We start from the raw sequence: 18,666 nt of genomic DNA, 5'->3' as shown, positions 1-18,666 counted from the left end.
GCCGCGCAGGACGCCACCGGCCTGCAGGAACGCAGCGGCCTGACCGCCTGGCCGGACGGCGACCTCCCCCGCGAGGTGAAGCGCGAGGTGACCGGGCACACCGTGACCGGCTATCCGGCCCTGGTGGACGAAGGCAGCACCGTCGGTGTGCGCGTCTACCAGACACCGTCCGGCCAGCAGTCGGCGATGCGCTCGGGCATCATCCGGCTGCTGGTGCTGCGGGTGCCCTCGCCGCAGCGGTACGTGCTGGACCATCTGAACAACACGGAGAAGCTGACCTTCACGCAGAACCCGCACGGTTCGGTGGCGTCGCTGATCGACGACTGCACGCAGGCCGCGGTGGACAAGCTGGTGCCGGCCGAACTGCCCTTCACCCGGGCCGGCTTCGACGCGCTGTACGAGCAGGTCCGCGCGGAACTGCTCGACACCGTCTTCACCGTGACCGCCATCGTGGAGAAGATCCTCTCCAGCACCCGGCGGATCCAGAAGGAGCTGAAGTCCAACGCCAGCCTGGCCCTGATCAGCCCGCTCTCCGACATCAAGAGCCAACTGGAGCAGCTGGTCTATCCCGGGTTCGTGGCGGCCACGGGTTATGCGCAGCTCAGTCAGCTGCCGCGCTACCTGCAGGGGATTGAGCGCCGGCTGCAAAAACTGCCGACCGCCGTGGGCCGGGACGTGCAGCACATGGCTGTGGTGCAGCGGCTCGAAGACGAGTACGACGACGCGCGGGCGGCGCTGAAGCCCGGGAACCTGGACGGCTCCGGGCTGGACAGGGTTCGCTGGATGCTGGAAGAACTGCGGATCAGCTTCTTTGCGCAGGAACTCGGCACCGCGTATTCGGTGTCCGAGAAGCGCGTCCGAACGGCTCTGAACGAGGCCCTCGCCGGCTGAGTCACGGGGTACCGAGAGGTTGCCGGGTCAGTCGGCGGGGACGACGTCCCCGTGTCCGGCCTCGCGCAGCGCCGCCCGGAGGCGTTTGGCTGACTCATCCATCACGGCCGGGTCCGGGTCCTGCTGCGCCCGCTTGAAGTCGAACTCGGCCTCCGAGTTGGAGGGCCAGACGTGCAGGTGCAGGTGGTTCACCTCGAAGCCGGCGATGATCAGGCCGGCACGGGCGGCGCCAAAGGCTTCCACCTGGGCCTTGCCGATGGTCTGGGCGACCGCGGTGAGTTTCTGCAGCAGGTCGGCCGGGGCGTCGGTCCAGCGATCCACTTCCTGCCGCGGCACCACCAACGTGTGCCCGTCCGCGAGCGGGCCGATGCTCAAGAACGCCACCACGTCGTCGTCCTTCCAGACGAAGCGGCCGGGGATCTCGCCGTCAATGATTTTGGTGAAGAGGGTGCTCATGTACGCAGTCCTTGTCGGTTGGGGTCATTCGGGGGTCGGTAAGAGTCGGCCTGGTTCCAGCCGGGCTCACGGGAGTCCGGTCGGGTGACAGCGAAGGTTCGCCCGGCCCGGCCTCGGTGCGGGCAGGTCCACAGCAGGCGATCAACCACGGGCGGCCCTGCTCAGCGGTTCAGCGATGCGATGTCCAGGACGAAGCGGTAGGCGACGTCGCCGGCCACCATGCGGTCATACGCTTGGTCGAGGTCCGGTGCGCCCACCAGTTCGATGTCGGCCGTGATCCCGTGTTCGGCGCAAAAGTCCAGCATCTCCTGGGTCTCGGCTATGCCGCCGATCTTCGAGGCGCCGTAGGCAACGCGCTCGCGCATCAGCAGGTTGACCGGCACCGGCGGCATCGGCTCGGGCGGCACGCCCAGTTGGATCAGCGCACCGTCGCGGCGGATGGCCCGCAGGTACGGGGCAAGGTCGTGGGCCGCGGCCACCGTATCGATGACCAAATCGACACTCCGCCGGGCCGCGGCGAGCGCCTCGGCGTCTCCGGTCACCACCACGTGGTCGGCGCCGAGCGCGCGGGCCGAATCGGCCTTGTCCGCCGAGCTCGTGAAGACGGTTACCGACGCACCCATGGCCTTGGCCAGTTTGACCGCCATGTGTCCCAGCCCGCCCAGGCCCACCACGCCGACGGAGTCGCCGGCTTCGACGCCGAAGTAGCGCATGGGCGAGTAAGTGGTGATGCCGGCACAGAGCAGGGGGGCCGCGGCGGCGGGGTCGAGTTCCGGCGGCACGCGCAGCACGAAGTTCTCATCGACGACGACGGACGTTGCGTATCCGCCCTGCGTCATCCCGCCGCCGTGGCGGCGGTTGCGGGCGCCGTAGGTGCCCACCGCACCCTTGTCGCAGTACTGTTCAAGTCCTTCCCCGCAGGCGGAGCAGTCGCCGCAGGAATCCACCATGCAGCCCACGCCCACCAGGTCGCCGACGGCGTGCAGGGTGACGTCCTGGCCGATGGCCGTGACCCGCCCAACGATCTCGTGGCCGGGCACCAGCGGATACTCGATCTCGCGCCACTCGCCGCGGACCGTGTGGACATCCGAGTGGCAGAGGCCGCAGAAGGCGATGGCGATCTCCACGTCGTGCGGTCCGGCGGCGCGGCGTTCGATCTGCAGGGCCACCATGCCGGAATCGGGCCCCGTCACCCCATAGGCCGCCGCCCTCCTCATACTGCTCCTCGGTGTCGGCAGGTCGGCTGCCGCGAGGGCCTGCTGCTCCTGGTCAGGTGAAAGCGGTTTCCCCAGCGGCGGCGGCGCCGGACGGCCAAGTGTCATGGGCCTGACGCTACCGTTTGCTGCTGCGCCATGCCACCACGGCACACCCTCTGTGACGCTTTCGGTGCCGTGGTGCAGGGCGTAGCTCCGGGGCTGATCCGGCGGCTGATTACGGCGCGCTCCCCATGGCTACCGGCAGCTCCGGATGCCCGCACCACTGCGACCAGGAGCCCGGGAAGAGGGCCGCATCCATGCCGACCTCGGCCAACGCAACGACCTGGTGGGCGGCGGTAATGCCCGAACCGCAATAGACGGCCACCTTCCGTCCTTCCGCCCCCAGGTCCTTGAACCGTGCCGCGAGTTCCGCGGGCGGCAGGAAGCGCCCGTCCGGGGCCAGGTTGGCCGTGGTCGGCGCACTGACGGCGCCGGGGATGTGCCCGGCGCGGGGGTCCACCGGCTCGAACTCGCCGCGGTAACGCTCGGCGGCGCGGGCATCCAGCAACAGGGAGGTAGCCGCGAAATCGAGCACGTCCTCCAGCTCAAGCCTGGGCATCCTGCCGCTGCCCAGTTCGACGTTGCCCAGGCACGCCAGTTCGTCGCCGCTGTCCAGTTCAAACCCCTCGTCCCGCCAGGCGGCGAGCCCGCCGTCGAGCAGGTAGACGGAGTCGAATCCGCCGTCTTTCAGCAGCCACCACACGCGGGCCGCGGCCATGCCGCCGTTGTCGTCGTAGGCCACCACGACGTCGTCGTTGTTGATGCCCCAATCGCGTGCCGCCTCGCGGAAGGCCTCCGGCTCCGGCAGCGGATGGCGGCCGCCGGCCCGCGTCGGCGCCGACGCCAGTTGCGAGGGCAGGTCCACGTAGACGGCACCGGGAATGTGGGCCCGGCGGTAGTGGCTGTGGCCGGCGTCGTCGCCCAGTTTCCAGCGAACATCGAGCAGTACGGTGCGCTGTCCGGAGATCATCCGTTCACGCAGTGTCTGCACGTCCATCAGAGTCCTCATGAGATCTCCTCCTGACTGCTGGCGGGCGTCGTTGCCCGCCGGTGTCCCGACAGTCCATCACAGCAGCAGGTATCGGGCCAAGCAGGCCGTGCTTTCCCCGAAGGTCAGGCCAGCTCCACGCTCTCCCCCGGCGAGAGGTGCCGATACCTGGTGCCGTAGTGGCCGCCGATCCGCTCCACGTGCTTCTCCACCAACGGCAGGCCGCGGTCGCTCAGCCCGGCGTCGTGGATCGGGTAGGCGTGCTCGGCGCGCATCGCGGTCACAAAGTCGATCACCTCGCCGGTCTTCGACCAGGGCGCGTGCACCGGCACCAGGACTGTCCTGACGTCCACTCCGTGCGGAACGATGAAGGAATCGCCCGGGTGGTACAGACTGTCATTGATGACGTAGCCGATGTTGGCGACCACGGGGATGTGCGGATGAATCAGGGCGTGCTGGCCGCCGAAGGTGCGGATGCGAAACCCTGGCACCTCGAACTCCGTTTCCGCTTCGGCGGTATGGATCCGTCCCGCCGCCGCCGGGACCAGCGCCCGGAGGCCGGCGGCCACGGAGGCCGGGGCATACAACTGCATATCGTCCGCCGCCGCGAGCAGGCCCGGAACCCGGTCCTGGTCGATGTGGTCGGCATGCTCGTGGGTGACCAGCACGGCGGCAGCCCCGTCGAGGGCCTGCTCCACTTCCGAGAAGTTACCGGGGTCGATCACCAGGACGTGTCCGTCCTGCTCAAGCCGTACGCACGCGTGGGTGAATTTTGTCAGCTTCATGGATCACACCCTAGCGGCGGGGGCCGGCCGGGGTCCCTACGGTCCGGCGTGCGGGCGGGCCGGCGTGCCCCGGCAATCAGGCCTGCTGGTAGGCTGGGATGCACCCTACGGGTGCCAGTATCGACAGCGAGGAGCCGAAGCGGACATGTCCGTTCCTTCAGCGAAACCGCAGGCGCAGCGCCGCGGTTCGGAACAGCGGGTGACCCGCCAGCGGGTGGCCGTGGCCGCCGCCTTGGACAGCCTGGAGGACTTCGTCAGCACGCAGGAACTGCACCGCTTGCTGCAGGACCGCGGCGACTCGGTCTCGCTGGCCACCACGTACCGGATCCTGCAGGCCATGGCCGACGACGGGCAAGTGGACGTGATGCGCAGCGGCGAGGGCGAGGCCGTGTACCGGCGCTGCGCCGTCGAACATCACCATCACCACTTGCTCTGCCGCACCTGCGGCAAGACCGTGGAAATTGAGGCTCCGGCGGTGGAGCAATGGGCCGCACGGATGGCGGCCGAGCACGGCTTCACGCAGGTTGCCCACACCGTGGAAATGTACGGGCTGTGCCCGGACTGCAGCGCCGCCCCCGCCAGCGCTTAACCGGCGGTCACCCGTACGGCGGCGACGCCGCGCCCAAAGGCGTTTAGCCGGCGGTCACCCGTACCGCGGCGACGTCGCGCCGCCCCACCTTGCCGCTCCGTTGCCGCCGCGCCCCGGCCAACCGGCAGACCACGTAGATCAGGAACGAGATCGTCGTGACGTAGGGGCTGATCGGCAGGCTGCCGCCCAGGGCCAGCAGGATGCCGCCCACCACAGCGGTCACCGCGAACACCACGCTCAGCAGCACGACCACGCGCGGCGAACTGCTCACCCGGAGCGCCGCGGCGGCCGGGGTAATGACCAGGGACAGCACCAGCAAGGCACCGACCACCTGGATGGACAGCGCCACGGCAAGTCCCAGCAGGAACATGAACACGATCGCGAGGGCACCCACCGGCACGCCGCGGGCCTCGGCCAGGTCCGGATCGGCGCTGGCGAAGGCCAGCGGACGCCAGATGGCCACAAGACCCAGCACCACCACGGCCGAACCAGCGGTCAGAAGGTTCAGCTGCACCGTGTCCACGGACACGATCTGCCCGGTCAGCAGGCCGAACTTGTTCGCCGAGCGCCCCTCGTAGAGCGAGAGGAACAGGATCCCCAGGCCCAGCCCGAAGGACATGATCACACCCGTAATCGAGTTCCGGTCCCGTGCCCGCATGCCCAGCATGCCCAGGACCACGGCCGCGATCACCGAGCCCACCAGCGAGCCGAACACCACGTTCGCGCCGATCAGCAGCGCGAATGCCGCCCCGGCGAAGGACAGCTCGGCGATGCCGTGCACGGCAAAGGCGAGGTCCCGCATCATCACGAACACGCCGATCAGGCCGCCGACCAGGCCCAGGACGGCGCCGGCAATCAGCGAGTTGCGCACCAGCGGGAGCAGGTCGCCGTAGTCGTTGAAGTTGAAGACCGCGTTCAGCAGCTCCGATGCATCCATGCCTACACCGCCTCGCCGTGGTGGTGGGTGGTCGCGTCGGGAAGCCCCACCACGATGATCCGGCCCTGGTTGTGGATGACCTCGACGTGGCTGTTGTACATGTGCGACAGCACCTCGGTGGTCATCACTTCTTTCGGCGTGCCAACGCGGAACTGGCCGCCCGCCAGGTAGAGCACCCGGTCCACATAGTCGATGATCGGGTTGATCTCGTGCGTGACGAAGACGACCGCGCTGTTCCTTTCATGGCATTGCCTGTTGATCATGGAGCTCACGGCCTGCTGGTGGTGCAGGTCTAGCGAGAGCAAAGGCTCGTCGCAGAGCAGCACCTGGGGGTCGGAGGCCAGCGCCTGGGCCGCCCGCAGCCGCTGTTGCTCGCCGCCGGACAGCTGCCCGACCGGGGCTTCCGCGTAGCCGGAGGCGCCCACCATTTCAAGCAGTTCGTCCACCCGCCGGCGATGCCTGCGGCCGTTCAGCCGAATGCCCCACCGGTGCCCGTCCAGGCCCAGGCCCACCAGGTCGCGCGCACGCAGCGGGGTCTCCGGAGCGAAGGACTTTTGCTGGGGGATATAGCCGATGTCCCGGCTGCCGCGCTCCAGCGGCCGTCCGTTGACCTCGGCTGTGCCACTGCTCAGCGGCTGCAGGCCCAGCAACACGCGCAGGAAGCTCGTCTTGCCGGAGCCGTTGGGGCCCAGCACCGCGAAGAACTCGCCCGGGTTGATGGTCAGGTCGAGGTCATGCCACAGCACGCGCTGGCCGAAGGACAGCGAGGCACCCTGCAATCGGACGGCGGGGGTCATGGCAGTGTTCCTTTGAGCTTCCGTGCCGCGCAGCGCACGAAGGGGATGCGGCACTTGCGGCGACCGGCGTGGACTGCCTCAGTTAACCACAGCCCGGCGTCCTGTCCGGTCACGCGTCCAGCGCCTGGTCCACCGATTCCAGGTTCTCCGCCATCCAGGCCAGGTAGTCCTGGTCCGGCGGCAGGGTCTCGGTGAAGTTGAGGACGTCGATGCCCGCCTTCTCCGCCAATTTGCGCAGGCCCTGGGTCTGCGGCCCTTCGGTCTGTTCGTTATAGGCGACGAACCGTACCGACCCGCCGGAAATCAGCTCCTCGGCCTCCCGCAGGGCTGCCGGGGCGGCGTCATTGCCTTCCTCGGCCGCCTCCATAAAGCCTGCCGGGGTCTTGTTCTCCAGTCCCAGCGCATCGAAGAAGTGCAGCGGAACCGGATCTGTGGCCGCTACGGCTTCCCCGCTCGCCGTGGCGGCGAGTTCGTCGATGTCGCTCTGGAGGCCGTCGATTCCGGCGCGGAACTGGTCGGCATTGGCCCGGAAGGTTTCGGCCTGCTCCGGGTCCAGGGCCGAGAGCTTCTCCGCGATGGCGTCCGCAATCGCGGCCATGGTCGGCAGGTCGTACCAAACGTGTTCATTGAAGCCGCCGTGGCTGTGGTCCGCGTGGCTGTCCTCCGTCTGCCCCGCGTCGCCGCCTCCGTGGGCCTGTCCTGTCTCGGCGGCCTTGGCTCCGGACAACGGCGACACTTCCACAGCAGTGATGAGGTAGTCGTGGTCGACGCCGGTCTCGTCCGCCAGCGTGTGCATGAAGGTGTCGTAGCCTCCGCCGTTTTCCAGCACCAGGTCGGCCTGGGAGATCGCCAGTTTGTCCCGCGCCGTTGCCTCATAGGAGTGCGGATCCTGGGCCATCCGGTCGATGATCGAGGTGACGTCGACGTGCTCGCCGCCGATGGTTTGGGCCACATCACCGTAGACATTGGTGGAAGCGACCACGCTCAGCTTGCCGTCACCTTCGGCCTCTCCCCCTGCGGCGGCGCAGCCGGACAGCAGCACCGCCGCGGCGGTCAGCCCGGCCAGTACGGGAGCGGTTCGTGAGAGCCTCACGGGCAAACCTCGGTTCTACTCATAATGAGAATCAGTAACAATAAGGGTTTTCAGCATAACGCAGTTGCGAACCGTTCGCATTCGGCCGGGGCAGGCGAGCGGCCCGCGGCACACAGGCGTGCGCGTCGCGCGCGGCCCGGGGCGGACCGATCCGGCCCCGTGCGCGGCAGGCGCACAGCCGGGGCACCAGGCGTGCGAGGCAGGCGGGCGGCCCGCGGCACACAAGTTTGCCCGGCCCGGGCGGCCCCGCCCGGCTCGGGACCGGCGCGCGGCGCGGGAGTGTCCTGCCGCCCCGCGCCGCGCGAGGGCTATTCGCCGGTCCGGCGCAGTCCCTGGGCCTGCGTTTCGTCGCGGATCTCGCCGACCAGCACTTCCAGCACGTCCTCGAGGAACAGCACGCCGTGCGTAGTGCCGTCGGATCCCAGCACCCGGGCAAGGTGCGATCCGGTGCGCTGCATCACGGCGAGCGCGTCCTCGATCTCGTCATCGAGCGCCAGATTGGCCAGGGTGCGGACCTTGGTGACCGGAATCGTCTTGTTGAGCCGGTCCTCCGGAATGGTCATCACATCCTTGAGGTGCAGGTACCCGGTGAGGTTGTCGTTGGCATCGGCCACGGCAAACCGGGAGAACCCGGTCCGCCCCACCGCGCGCTCGAACTGCTCCGGCGTGGTGTCCACGCCGATGGTGACCAATTCATCAAGCGGCACCATCACGGCGGCGGCCGTCACCGCCGAGAACTCCAGCGAACTGGAGATCAGTCCGGCGTCGTCGTCGACCAGCCCGTGCCTGGTGGATTCCTGCACAATGGACTGGACTTCCTCCAGCGTAAAGGTGGAAGAGACCTCGTCCTTCGGCTCGATCCGCACGGCCCGCAGCAAGTGGTTCGCGGTCCAGTTCAGGGTGAAGATCACCGGCCGCACCACCTTGGAGACCGCCACCAGCGGCGGAGCCAGCAGCAGCGCGGCCTTGTCCGCCATGGACACGGACATGTTCTTCGGAACCATTTCGCCGAAGGTCACGTGCAGGAACGTCACCAGCAGCAGCGCCACGGCGAACGAAATGCCGTAGGAGATCTCGTGCGGAATGCCCAGCCACCCTTCCAGCGGCAGCAGCAGCAGTTCCTTGATCGCCGGCTCGGCCACGTTCAGGATCAGCAGCGAACACACGGTGATGCCCAGCTGCGCGCAGGCCAGCATCAGGGAGACGTGCTCCATGGCCCAGAGCGTGGTCTTGGCGCGCTTGGAGCCGCTGTCGGCCAGCGGCTCGATCTGGCTGCGGCGGGCGGACATGACGGCGAATTCGGCACCGACAAAAAACGCGTTGGCGAACAGCAGCACTACCAGCCAGAAAATACCCATGGCGGCCATCAGAGCGCACCGCCCGCGGTGCCGGCCTCAGGCAGCACCGCACCGGTTGCCGGACTCGGGATGAACCGGACGCGGTCCACCCGCCGTCCGTCCAACCGCTCGACTTCCAGGATGCCGCCGTCCACGGCCACGGTGTCGCCCACCACCGCAATCCTGCCCAGCTGCGCCATGATGAAGCCGCCGACCGTTTCGTAGCTGGCCCCGTCGGGCACGGTCAGCTGCGGGATTTGCTCGCTGACCTCGTCCGGACGCAGCAGGCCGGGGAAATACCAGTTTCCGGTGGCGCTCTGCAGGACGCCGGGCTTCACCCGGTCGTGCTCGTCGGCGACTTCGCCCACGATCTCTTCCACCAGGTCCTCCAGCGTCACCACGCCGGCGGTGCCGCCGTACTCGTCGAGCACCACGGCGAACTGCAGGTTTGCGGCCCGCAGCTCCGACAGCAGCGAATCCAGGTGCACCGTCTCGGGCACCCGCAGCACGTCGGCCATGATGGTGCCCACGGGCAGGTGCGGACGCTTCTTGCGCGGCACCCCGATCGCCTTCTTGATGTGCGCGACGCCGCGGACGTCGTCGGGGGAATCGCCGAGCACCGGGAACCGGGAGTAGCCGGTGCGGCGGGCGGCGGCGATGAGGTCGGCCACGGTCTGGTCCGCGTCGATGAACTCCACCCGGATGCGCGGCGTCATCACGTCGGCCGCGGTCCTGCCGGAGAAAGACAAGGTCTTGGCGAGGAAGTTCGCGGTCCCGGCGTCCAGGGTGCCCATTTCCGCGGAGCGGCGTACCAGCGAGGCCAGCTCGGACGGCGTGCGGGCGCCGGACAGTTCTTCTTTGGCCTCCAGCCCGAACAGGTGCAGCACCTTGTTGGCGAAGCCGTTGAGCAGCAGCACGAACGGCTTGAACACCGCGGTGAAGATCAGCTGGGGCCGGGCCACCAGCTTGCCGACCGCCATGGGCAAGGCGATGGACGCGTTCTTGGGCACGAGTTCGCCCAGCAGCATGGACAGGAGGGTAGCAATCACCATGGCGATCACCGCACCGACCGGCTGGATGACGGCCTCGGCCAGGCCCAGCGCGGTCAGCGACGGACGCAGCAGCGAGCTGATGGCCGGTTCCATCAGGAAACCGGTCAGCAGCGTGGTGAGGGTGATGCCGAGCTGGCAGCTGGAGAGTTGCGTGGAGAGGGACTTCAGGCATTTCATGAGCGGCACTGCGCCGCGGTCGCCGTTGTCGATGGCGCGCTGCACGGTGGGCTGGTCAAGGGCCACCAGGGCGAATTCCACGGCGACAAAAAAGCCGGTGCCGAGGATCAGCAGCATGCCGGCGGTGATTTGGATCCATTCCATCTAGCGCGCCACCGCCCCGAACTTCAGGCGGTCGGATGGAACCGGAGGGGGGTCGTCCGAGCCCGGACTAGGAGGCTCCTGACCGGCCGCGCGGGCGGCAAGTGTGTGACGGGCACGTGCACGGGATTTGCCGGTGCTGGGTGACGCCTCGCACGCGGCGCCCGCTTGGGCGGCCTGTGCTCCCGCGGTCCGGCATGCTGCCTGCCCTGCGGGGTGCGTCACGGACCGGCTCCTAGAATAGCTGTCCATTATGGGCAATAGCCTAGCAGGCGGGGTTGGGCCGCGGGCAGTCCCAGGCGGCCGTTCTGCCGCCGGCGTACCGGCGCCGGACCCTGCGTGCCCCTCCCCCCGCCGGAGCGGGACGGGCGCACGCAGGGCCACGGCCGCCGGAACTCCTACCAGCTCTCCGGCAGCGGACGGCCTTCTTCGTAGCCGGCGGCCGACTGCACGCCCACGATGGCGCGTTCGCGGAACTGCACCAGGTTTTGTGCGCCGGCGTAGGTCAGCGAGCTGCGCAGGCCGGCGGTGATCCCGTCCAGCAGGTCCTCGACGCCGGGACGCAGCGGGTCCAGGTACATCTTGGAGGACGAGATGCCTTCTTCGAAGAGCGCCTTGCGGGCCCGCTCAAAGGCGTCCTCCCGCCGGGTCCGGTTCTGGACGGCGCGGGCCGACGCCATGCCGAAGCTTTCCTTGTACTTGCGGCCGTTGCTGTCCGTGAGCAGGTCTCCCGGGCTTTCGTGCGTTCCGGCAAACCAGGAACCGATCATCACCTGGCTGGCGCCGGCCGCCAGCGCCAGGGCGACATCGCGCGGATAGCGGACCCCGCCGTCGGCCCACACGTGGGCGCCGAGCTCCCGGGCCGCCTCCGCGCATTCCTGCACGGCGGAGAACTGCGGCCGGCCCACGGCCGTCATCATGCGGGTGGTGCACATGGCGCCGGGCCCCACGCCGACCTTGACGATGTCCGCGCCGGCTCCGACCAGGTCGCGCACGCCGTCGGCGCTGACCACGTTGCCGGCGACCACCGGAACCTGCGGGTCCAGGCTGCGGACCGCTTCGAGGGCCTCGAACATCTTGCGCTGGTGCCCGTGGGCTGTATCAACCACCAAAACGTCCACCCCGGCCTGCAGCAGCGCCTCGGTCTTGGCGCGGACGTCGCCATTAATCCCGACGGCGGCGGCCACCTTCAGCCGGCCCTGCTGATCCAGCGCGGGAGTGTAGATGGTCGAGCGCAGCGCGCCGGCACGGGTGAGCGCGCCGACCAGCACGCCGTCGTCGTCCACGACCGGCGCAAAGGACGCCGAGGCCGAGTCGAACAGGTCGAAGGCCTGCCGCAGCGCGGTGTCCGCCCCGGCGTTGAACATGGAGGCGTCCAGCAGCAGCGGGTGGGCCGCCATCACCGACTCCAGCGACGCGTAGCGGTCCACGCCCTCACAGTCCTCGGCGCGCACCACGCCCACGCACTTGCCGGCGTCGTCGACCACAGCGACCGCGCCGTGCGCGCGTTTGTCCATCAGGTGCACGGCATCGATCACGGTGTTGCCCGCGGTCAGTTCCAACGGCGTTTCGAAGACGATGTGCCGATCCTTGATCCAACCGGTGACCTCGGCCAGCACGTTCAGCGGGACGTCCTGCGGCAGCACGGCCAGCCCGCCGCGCCGCGCCATGGTCTCGGCCATGCGGCGGCCGCTGACGGCGGTCATGTTCGCCACGACCAGGGGAATGGTGCTCCCGGTGCCGTCGCCGGCCGACAAGTCCACATCCAGCCTCGACGTGATGTCGGAGCGTGAAGGGACCAGGAAAACGTCCGAATAGGTCAGGTCGGTCATCGGCTCGTTGATCAGGCGCATGGCTGCTCTCTTCACTCGTCGCCGTGCGGGCCGGGACGGCCAGGTGGCGCGGCGGCCGGTCAGGTAGGTGGGGCTGCGGGCCAGGGGTCCGGATCCGTCGTGTCCATGTGCTGCCGGGGCCGCACACGGAGGGCGGGCCGGGCCGCCTGAAAATTTCCCTGCTCCCCTGAAAGTCTAGGGCCGGCGGGCCGCAGGACGAATCGGCACGAAGTTCCTCCGCTTAAACGCTAAAGATTAGCCTGCGTTGGGAAAGTGTCATTAGACTGGCAACTGGTCCAGATCTAGTGCGCGGCAGATGCGCACTCGCAATTCCGCTGCTGGCCGGCAGGTTCGGAAGGCAGCCAAGGGAAGCGCGTGATCTGCAGGGCAAGCGGCAATTCACGGAAGAGGCGTATCACAAGTGCCAGAGCATCCCAACCTTCGTCTACCCGAAGAATTCGGCGGTAACGAATGGCTCGTAGACGAAATCTACGAGCAGTACCTCCAAGACAAGAATTCCGTGGACAAGAAATGGTGGAGCATCTTCGAGGCGGCCAACGGCGGCGACGGCAGCCCGAAAAACACTGCAGCTTCCCCGGCGGGCGCCACCGCGCCTTCCCGCCCCGCCGCGGCTAATACCGCGCCCCAGGCCTCGGGCGAGAGCACGGCCACGGAGCAGGCCGGAACCAAGCCGATTCCCGCTGACAACGAGCCGGCCCCCAACACCTCCACCAATAGCTCCGCCGCCCCCGCCAAGCCGGCAGCGAAGGCCGAGCCAGCAGCGAAGGCCGAACCGGCCGAAAAGGCGGAGGCGAAGCCTGCCCCGATCCCCGCCCAGTTGCCCAAATCCGCGCCCAGCGCACTGGCCGAAGAAGACACCGTCTCCGTGCTGCGCGGCCCGGCCAAGGCCATCGCCACCAACATGGACGCCAGCCTGAGCGTGCCAACCGCGACGACGGTGCGCGCGGTTCCCGCCAAGCTGCTGATCGACAACCGCCTGGTGATCAACTCCAACCTGGCCCGCGCCCGCGGCGGCAAGGTCTCCTTCACCCACCTCATCGGCTACGCCGTGGTCAAGGCGCTGGGCCAGTTCCCCAGCCAGAACGTCCACTACGACGAGATCGACGGCAAGCCCGCCGCCGTCCAGCCGGCCCACGTCAACTTCGGCATCGCGATCGACATGCCCAAGCCCGACGGCACCCGCCTGCTGGTGGTGCCGAACATCAAGCGCGCCGAAACCATGAACTTCTCCGAGTTCTGGCACACCTACGAGGACCTGATCAAGCGGGCCCGCGCCGGGAAGCTCACCGCCGACGACTACGCCGGCACCACGGTTTCGCTGACCAACCCGGGCGGCATCGGCACGGTGCACTCCGTCCCCCGGCTGTCCAAGGGCCAGGCCACCATCGTGGGCGTCGGTGCTCTCGAGTACCCGGCCGAGTTCCGCGGCGCCAGCGAGCGGACGATCGCCGCGCAGGGCGTCGGCAAGATCATCACGCTCACCTCCACCTACGACCACCGGGTCATCCAGGGCGCCGGCTCGGGCGAGTTCCTGCGCCTGATCGAATCGCTGTTGCTGGGCGAGCAGGGCTTCTACGACGAGATCTTCGAAGCACTGCGCATCCCGTACGAGCCGGTCCGCTGGCGGCCGGACAACCAGGTGGACGTCGAACTGCAGGTCAACAAGGTGGCCCGCATCCAGCAACTGGTGCACGCCTATCGCGTCCGGGGCCACCTGATGGCGGACACCAACCCGCTGGAGTACGTGCAGCGCAAGCACCCGGACCTGGACATCAACACGTACGGGCTGACCCTCTGGGATTTGGACCGCGAATGGGTCACCGGCGGATTCGGCGGCAAGGACCGCCTGAAGCTGCGCGACATCCTGGGCGTGCTGCGTGATGCCTACTGCCGCACCACCGGCATCGAATACATGCACATCCAGGACCCGGCCGAGCGGGAGTGGTTCCAGAACGAGCTGGAACGCGAGTACGCCAAGCCCAGCCGCGAGGAGCAGTTGCGCATCCTGGGCAAGCTCAACGCCGCCGAGGCGTTCGAGACCTTCCTGCAGACCAAGTTCGTGGGCCAGAAGCGCTTCTCGCTGGAAGGCGGGGAGTCCCTGATCCCGCTGCTCGATGCGGTGATCTCCGACGCCGCCGACGACGGCCTGGACGAAGTGGCCATCGGCATGGCCCACCGCGGCCGGCTGAACGTGCTCACCAACATCGCCGGCAAGACCTACGCACAGGTCTTCCGCGAGTTCGAGGGCACCCCGGACCCGCGCAGCGTCCAAGGCTCCGGCGACGTGAAGTACCACCTGGGCACGGAAGGGAAGTTCACTTCCGACAACGGCAACGAGACCAAGGTCTACCTTGCCGCCAACCCCTCCCACCTGGAGGCCGTCGACCCGGTGCTCGAGGGCATCGCCCGCGCCAAGCAGGACCGCCTGGACAAGGGCGACGAGTTCCCGGTGCTGCCGGTCATCATCCACGGCGACGCGGCCTTCGCCGGCCAGGGCGTAGTGGCCGAGACCCTGAACCTGTCGCAGCTGCGCGGCTACCGCACCGGCGGCACCGTGCACATCGTGGTCAACAACCAGGTCGGTTTCACCACGTCGCCGCACGCCTCGCGGTCCTCGGTGTACTCCACCGACGTGGCAAAGATGATCCAGGCCCCGGTCTTCCACGTGAACGGCGACGACCCCGAGGCCGTGGTCCGCGTGGGACAGCTGGCCTACGAGTACCGCCAGCGCTTCCACAAGGACGTCGTCATCGACATGGTCTGCTACCGCCGTCGCGGACACAACGAGGGCGACGATCCCTCGATGACGCAGCCGATGATGTACAACCTCATCGAGGCCAAGCGCTCCACCCGCAAGCTGTACACGGAGGCCCTGGTGGGCCGCGGCGATATCACCCAGGAAGAAGCCGACCAGGCCCTGCGCGACTACCAGGAACGGCTGGAGCGTGTCTTCGCCGAGACCCACGCGGCGCAGACCTCACCGATCCCGGTGATCACCAAGGACTCCGCGGCCGTGTCCGACCTGGAGCGCCCGCTCTCCCAGCAGACCGAGGACAGGGCCAACGTGCCGGCCGGCACCGCCGTCTCCGCCGAGATGATGGCCCGGATCGGCAAGGCGCACGTGGAAATACCGGAGGGCTTCTCCGTCCACCCGAAACTGAAGGCGCTGCTGGAGCGCCGCGAGCAGATGTCCCGCGAGGGCAACATCGACTGGGGCTTCGGCGAACTCGCGGCCTTCGGCTCGCTGCTGATGGAAGGGGTGCCGGTACGCCTGGCCGGCCAGGACTCCCGCCGCGGCACCTTCGTCCAGCGTCACGCGGTCTTCCACGACCGCGTCACGGGCCAAGAGTGGGCGCCGCTGAGCCACCTGTCCGACGACCAGGCCAAGCTGTGGATCTACGATTCGCTGCTGTCCGAGTACGCGGCCATGGGCTTCGAATACGGCTACTCGGTCGAGCGCCCGGACGCGCTGGTGCTGTGGGAGGCCCAGTTCGGAGACTTCGTCAACGGCGCCCAGACGGTGATCGACGAGTTCCTCTCCTCGGCCGAGCAGAAGTGGGGCCAGCGGTCGTCGCTGGTGCTGCTGCTGCCGCACGGCTACGAAGGCCAGGGCCCGGACCACTCGTCGGCCCGGATCGAGCGGTTCCTGCAGATGTGCGCCGAGGACAACATGATCGTGGCCAACCCGACCACCCCGGCCTCGCACTTCCACCTGCTGCGCCGTCAGGCCTACAACCGGCCGCGCAAGCCGCTGATCATCTTCACGCCGAAGCAGCTGCTGCGGCTGAAGGCTGCCGCGGCCAAGGTGGAGGACTTCACCAGCGGCACGTTCCAGCCGGTCATCGGCGACGCTCAGGACCTGAACGGCCAGGATGTCGACCGTGTGGTGCTGGTCTCCGGCCGGCTCTACTACGACCTGCTGGCTGCGCGCCAGAAGAACTCCGACACCAAGACCGCGCTCGTCCGGGTCGAACAGCTCTACCCGCTGCCGGTCGACGAGATCAAGGCGGAACTGGCCAAGTACCCGAACGCGGAAATCGTCTGGGCACAGGACGAACCGGCCAACCAGGGCCCCTGGCCCTTCATGGGCCTGTACCTGCCCGAGGCCCTGGACCGTCCGCTGCGCCTGGTTTCCCGCCCGGCCTCCGCTGCCACCTCCACCGGCTCGGCCAAGCGCCACGCCGCGGAGCAGGATGTCCTGGTCAAGAAGGCCTTTGAACGCCGCTGAGTAAGATGGCGGGCGGGGTGCCGCAGGGCGCCCCGCCCACTTTCGTTTAAGCACGCTTCCAATCCGTCGAACCAGAAAGCTACCCGTGGAGCAACGCAGAATCAGGATCGCCGCCGTGGGTGATCAACTGCTGGCCGGTGTGGGCGACCCGCGCGCCCTCGGCTGGCTCGGCCGCACCTTGGCCCGGACCAACCCGGATCCAGCCACCCTGGAGTCCTTCGTGCTGGCCTCGCCCAACGAAGGAACGGAGGAACTGGCCGGCCGCTGGCTGCAGGAAGCCGGACGGCGTTTCGATGACGGCTTCGAAAACCGGCTGGTCATCGGGCTGTCCGGCCGCGATCTCGAGCTCGGACTGTCCACGGCGCGCAGCCGGCTCAACCTGGCGAACATCCTCGACGGCGCGGCGCAGCTGAGCGTCAAGGTCTTCGTCGTCGGCCCGCCGCCGGGACTGGACCCGGACCGCAACATCCAACTGGCCGAGCTGTCCGCCGCCTTCGGCGATGTGACCACGCGGCGCAAGCACGTCTTCGTCGACACGTTCACGCCGCTGCTGAACCACGAGCAGTGGCGCACCGACCTGGCCAGCAACGGCGGGGGCCCCGGCCAGGCGGGCTACGGGCTGCTGGCGTGGCTGGTGCTGCACCGCGGGTGGTACCCGTGGCTGGACCTGCCCGAGCCTTTCTAGGCGGACGCGCAACGCACGGGTGCGCCGCGCAGGCCCTCAACACGGCCTCGGCGGGACCGGAGAATGCTCCGGTCCCGCCGTTCCGCTTGAGGAGGCGGTTCCGGCCCTTGCGGTCCCGGCAATCGCGATATATCGTGTCTTGCATCACAAGATATATCGCGTTTCGAGCGGTGTATCGCCACAGGCAGGACGGGCCATGAACGATACCTGGAGCATCGACGGTCCCCAGACGATCGACGTCGACGATGTCCGTTCGCTGCGGGCATCCATCGTCAAGGGGCGGCTGGACATCATCGTCCATGACGAGCCGACGGTCCGCGTGGAGGTCTCCGAGGTCGCCGGATCACCCCTGGAAATGACCCTGCGCAACGGCACGCTGGAGATCAGCCACGGCAAGGCCGGCGACGGCCCGCTGGGTTTCCTCGCCCGCCGCGTCAACCTGGTGCTTCCCGGAGCCCGGGACGAAGCGGTGATCAGTATCGGCGTTCCCCGGGACCTGCCGGTCAAGGCCGCCACGGTCAGTGGTGACGGCCTGGTGTGCGGTACGGCGGCCGGGGCGGATGTCAGCACGGTCACCGGATCCATGATGGCGGACAACACCGCCGGCATGCTCACCGTCAATACGGTCAGCGGCGAAATCATCGTCCGCGAGCACAGCGGGAATTTGGTGGCCAAGAGCGTCTCCGGCGAAATCACCGCCTCGGGCTTCCTGGGCCACATCCGCGCCAGCACGGTCAGCGGAGACCTGGGGTTCGATTTGCACGGCGCCCCGGAGGACCTGGCCGTCAATTCCGTCTCCGGCGACGTTACCGTGCGCGTACCGGACGAATGCGGCGTGGAGGTGGCTGCTTCCTCGGCCACCGGCAGCATCACGGTGAACGACCAGAAGTTTTTCGGCCTCTCCGAGAAGGTGAAAACCCGGATCGGACCCGAGGGCCCCGGGCTCACCATCCGCTCCACCACGGTTTCGGGCACCTTGGCGGTCTTCCACCGGGACATCGCCGGAAGCCAGGTCGGCTGATGACCCCGGTCTTCGCGCACGGCGCCCTGCGGCTCTACCTGCTCGCGCTGGTGGCGGAGGGCGACAAGCATGGTTATGACATCATCCGCGCCCTCAGCGACCGGTTCGGCGGCACCTACTCCCCCAGCGCGGGCACCGTCTACCCCAGGCTGGCCAAACTTGAGGAGGAAGGGCTGGTGATCACCTCGTCCGACGGCCGGCGCACGGTGTACAGCATCACCGACGCCGGGCGGGCGGAGCTGGCTGCCCGCCGGGAAGAGCTGGCCGGAGTCGAAGCCGACATCTCTGCCTCGGTGCGGCGGCTCGCGGACGAGCTGCGGGAGGAACTGCGCAGTTCGATGAAGGGGTTGCGGGCCGACCTCGCCGCCTCGGCCGAGGCC

16 protein-coding genes are annotated in these 18,666 nt (G+C 68.4%); 6 read left to right on the top strand and 10 right to left on the bottom strand.

Features of this window, described 5'->3' with window-relative positions; all coding sequences use genetic code 11:
* Window positions 1-891, top strand: an 891-nt coding sequence (locus tag AC5RV2_RS07095) for a DUF3418 domain-containing protein (protein WP_494091777.1), incomplete at its 5' end; no start/stop codon positions are given.
* A 27-nt stretch (window positions 892-918) separates the two neighbouring features.
* Here AC5RV2_RS07095 and AC5RV2_RS07090 read toward each other — a convergent pair.
* The 4 genes from AC5RV2_RS07090 to AC5RV2_RS07075 form a co-directional block, all read right to left on the bottom strand.
* Window positions 919-1,347 carry an HIT family protein gene (locus tag AC5RV2_RS07090; RefSeq protein ID WP_494012443.1) on the bottom strand — a complete coding sequence of 143 codons (429 nt, stop codon included), beginning with the start codon at window positions 1,345-1,347 and terminating at the stop codon, window positions 919-921.
* Between the two features lie 161 nt (window positions 1,348-1,508).
* Window positions 1,509-2,669: an NAD(P)-dependent alcohol dehydrogenase gene (locus AC5RV2_RS07085; RefSeq protein WP_494091776.1), complete on the bottom strand. Its 1,161-nt coding sequence runs from the start codon at window positions 2,667-2,669 to the stop codon at window positions 1,509-1,511.
* 109 nt (window positions 2,670-2,778) lie between these two features.
* Window positions 2,779-3,612: a sulfurtransferase gene (locus AC5RV2_RS07080; RefSeq protein WP_494091775.1), complete on the bottom strand. Its 834-nt coding sequence runs from the start codon at window positions 3,610-3,612 to the stop codon at window positions 2,779-2,781.
* A gap of 104 nt (window positions 3,613-3,716) precedes the next feature.
* Window positions 3,717-4,376, bottom strand: coding sequence for an MBL fold metallo-hydrolase (locus tag AC5RV2_RS07075; RefSeq protein ID WP_494091774.1), 660 nt, complete (start codon window positions 4,374-4,376; stop codon window positions 3,717-3,719).
* A 145-nt stretch (window positions 4,377-4,521) separates the two neighbouring features.
* Here AC5RV2_RS07075 and AC5RV2_RS07070 point away from each other — a divergent pair, with 145 nt between their 5' ends.
* Window positions 4,522-4,965, top strand: a complete 444-nt coding sequence (locus AC5RV2_RS07070) for a Fur family transcriptional regulator (RefSeq protein WP_494000149.1) — start codon at window positions 4,522-4,524, stop codon at window positions 4,963-4,965.
* Window positions 4,966-5,008: 43 nt separating this feature from the next.
* Here AC5RV2_RS07070 and AC5RV2_RS07065 read toward each other — a convergent pair whose 3' ends face one another.
* From AC5RV2_RS07065 to guaB1, 6 genes are all read right to left on the bottom strand, one after another.
* Window positions 5,009-5,902, bottom strand: a complete 894-nt coding sequence (locus AC5RV2_RS07065; protein ID WP_494091773.1) for a metal ABC transporter permease — start codon at window positions 5,900-5,902, stop codon at window positions 5,009-5,011.
* A gap of 2 nt (window positions 5,903-5,904) precedes the next feature.
* Window positions 5,905-6,699 (bottom strand): metal ABC transporter ATP-binding protein, encoded by a 795-nt coding sequence (locus AC5RV2_RS07060; RefSeq protein WP_494091772.1) that lies wholly within the window; start codon window positions 6,697-6,699, stop codon window positions 5,905-5,907.
* A gap of 109 nt (window positions 6,700-6,808) precedes the next feature.
* Window positions 6,809-7,792: a metal ABC transporter solute-binding protein, Zn/Mn family gene (locus AC5RV2_RS07055; RefSeq protein ID WP_494091771.1), complete on the bottom strand. Its 984-nt coding sequence runs from the start codon at window positions 7,790-7,792 to the stop codon at window positions 6,809-6,811.
* Between the two features lie 308 nt (window positions 7,793-8,100).
* On the bottom strand, window positions 8,101-9,150 hold the full coding sequence (locus tag AC5RV2_RS07050; RefSeq protein WP_494091770.1) for a hemolysin family protein: 1,050 nt from the start codon (window positions 9,148-9,150) through the stop codon (window positions 8,101-8,103).
* 8 nt (window positions 9,151-9,158) lie between these two features.
* The gene (locus AC5RV2_RS07045) at window positions 9,159-10,502 is read right to left on the bottom strand and encodes a hemolysin family protein (RefSeq protein WP_494091769.1); all 1,344 of its coding nucleotides are present in this window, start codon (window positions 10,500-10,502) and stop codon (window positions 9,159-9,161) included.
* Window positions 10,503-10,897: 395 nt separating this feature from the next.
* Window positions 10,898-12,352, bottom strand: a complete 1,455-nt coding sequence (gene guaB1, locus AC5RV2_RS07040) for a GMP reductase (protein ID WP_494091778.1) — start codon at window positions 12,350-12,352, stop codon at window positions 10,898-10,900.
* A gap of 400 nt (window positions 12,353-12,752) precedes the next feature.
* Here guaB1 and AC5RV2_RS07035 point away from each other — a divergent pair, with 400 nt between their 5' ends.
* The 4 genes from AC5RV2_RS07035 to AC5RV2_RS07020 form a co-directional block, all read left to right on the top strand.
* Window positions 12,753-16,580, top strand: a complete 3,828-nt coding sequence (locus AC5RV2_RS07035; RefSeq protein ID WP_494091768.1) for a multifunctional oxoglutarate decarboxylase/oxoglutarate dehydrogenase thiamine pyrophosphate-binding subunit/dihydrolipoyllysine-residue succinyltransferase subunit — start codon at window positions 12,753-12,755, stop codon at window positions 16,578-16,580.
* A gap of 85 nt (window positions 16,581-16,665) precedes the next feature.
* Complete coding sequence (locus tag AC5RV2_RS07030; protein WP_494091767.1) at window positions 16,666-17,265, top strand: GDSL-type esterase/lipase family protein; 600 nt, start codon at window positions 16,666-16,668, stop codon at window positions 17,263-17,265.
* A 196-nt stretch (window positions 17,266-17,461) separates the two neighbouring features.
* Window positions 17,462-18,286, top strand: a complete 825-nt coding sequence (locus tag AC5RV2_RS07025) for a DUF4097 family beta strand repeat-containing protein (RefSeq protein ID WP_494091766.1) — start codon at window positions 17,462-17,464, stop codon at window positions 18,284-18,286.
* Window positions 18,286-18,666, top strand: a 381-nt coding sequence (locus AC5RV2_RS07020) for a PadR family transcriptional regulator (protein ID WP_494091765.1), incomplete at its 3' end; no start/stop codon positions are given. The genes AC5RV2_RS07025 and AC5RV2_RS07020, both read left to right, overlap by 1 nt.

Source organism: Arthrobacter sp. Y3225116, assembly GCF_059091245.1.
Note: the sequence above shows the minus strand (reverse complement) of the source record. Positions and strands in the feature narration are given on the sequence as shown.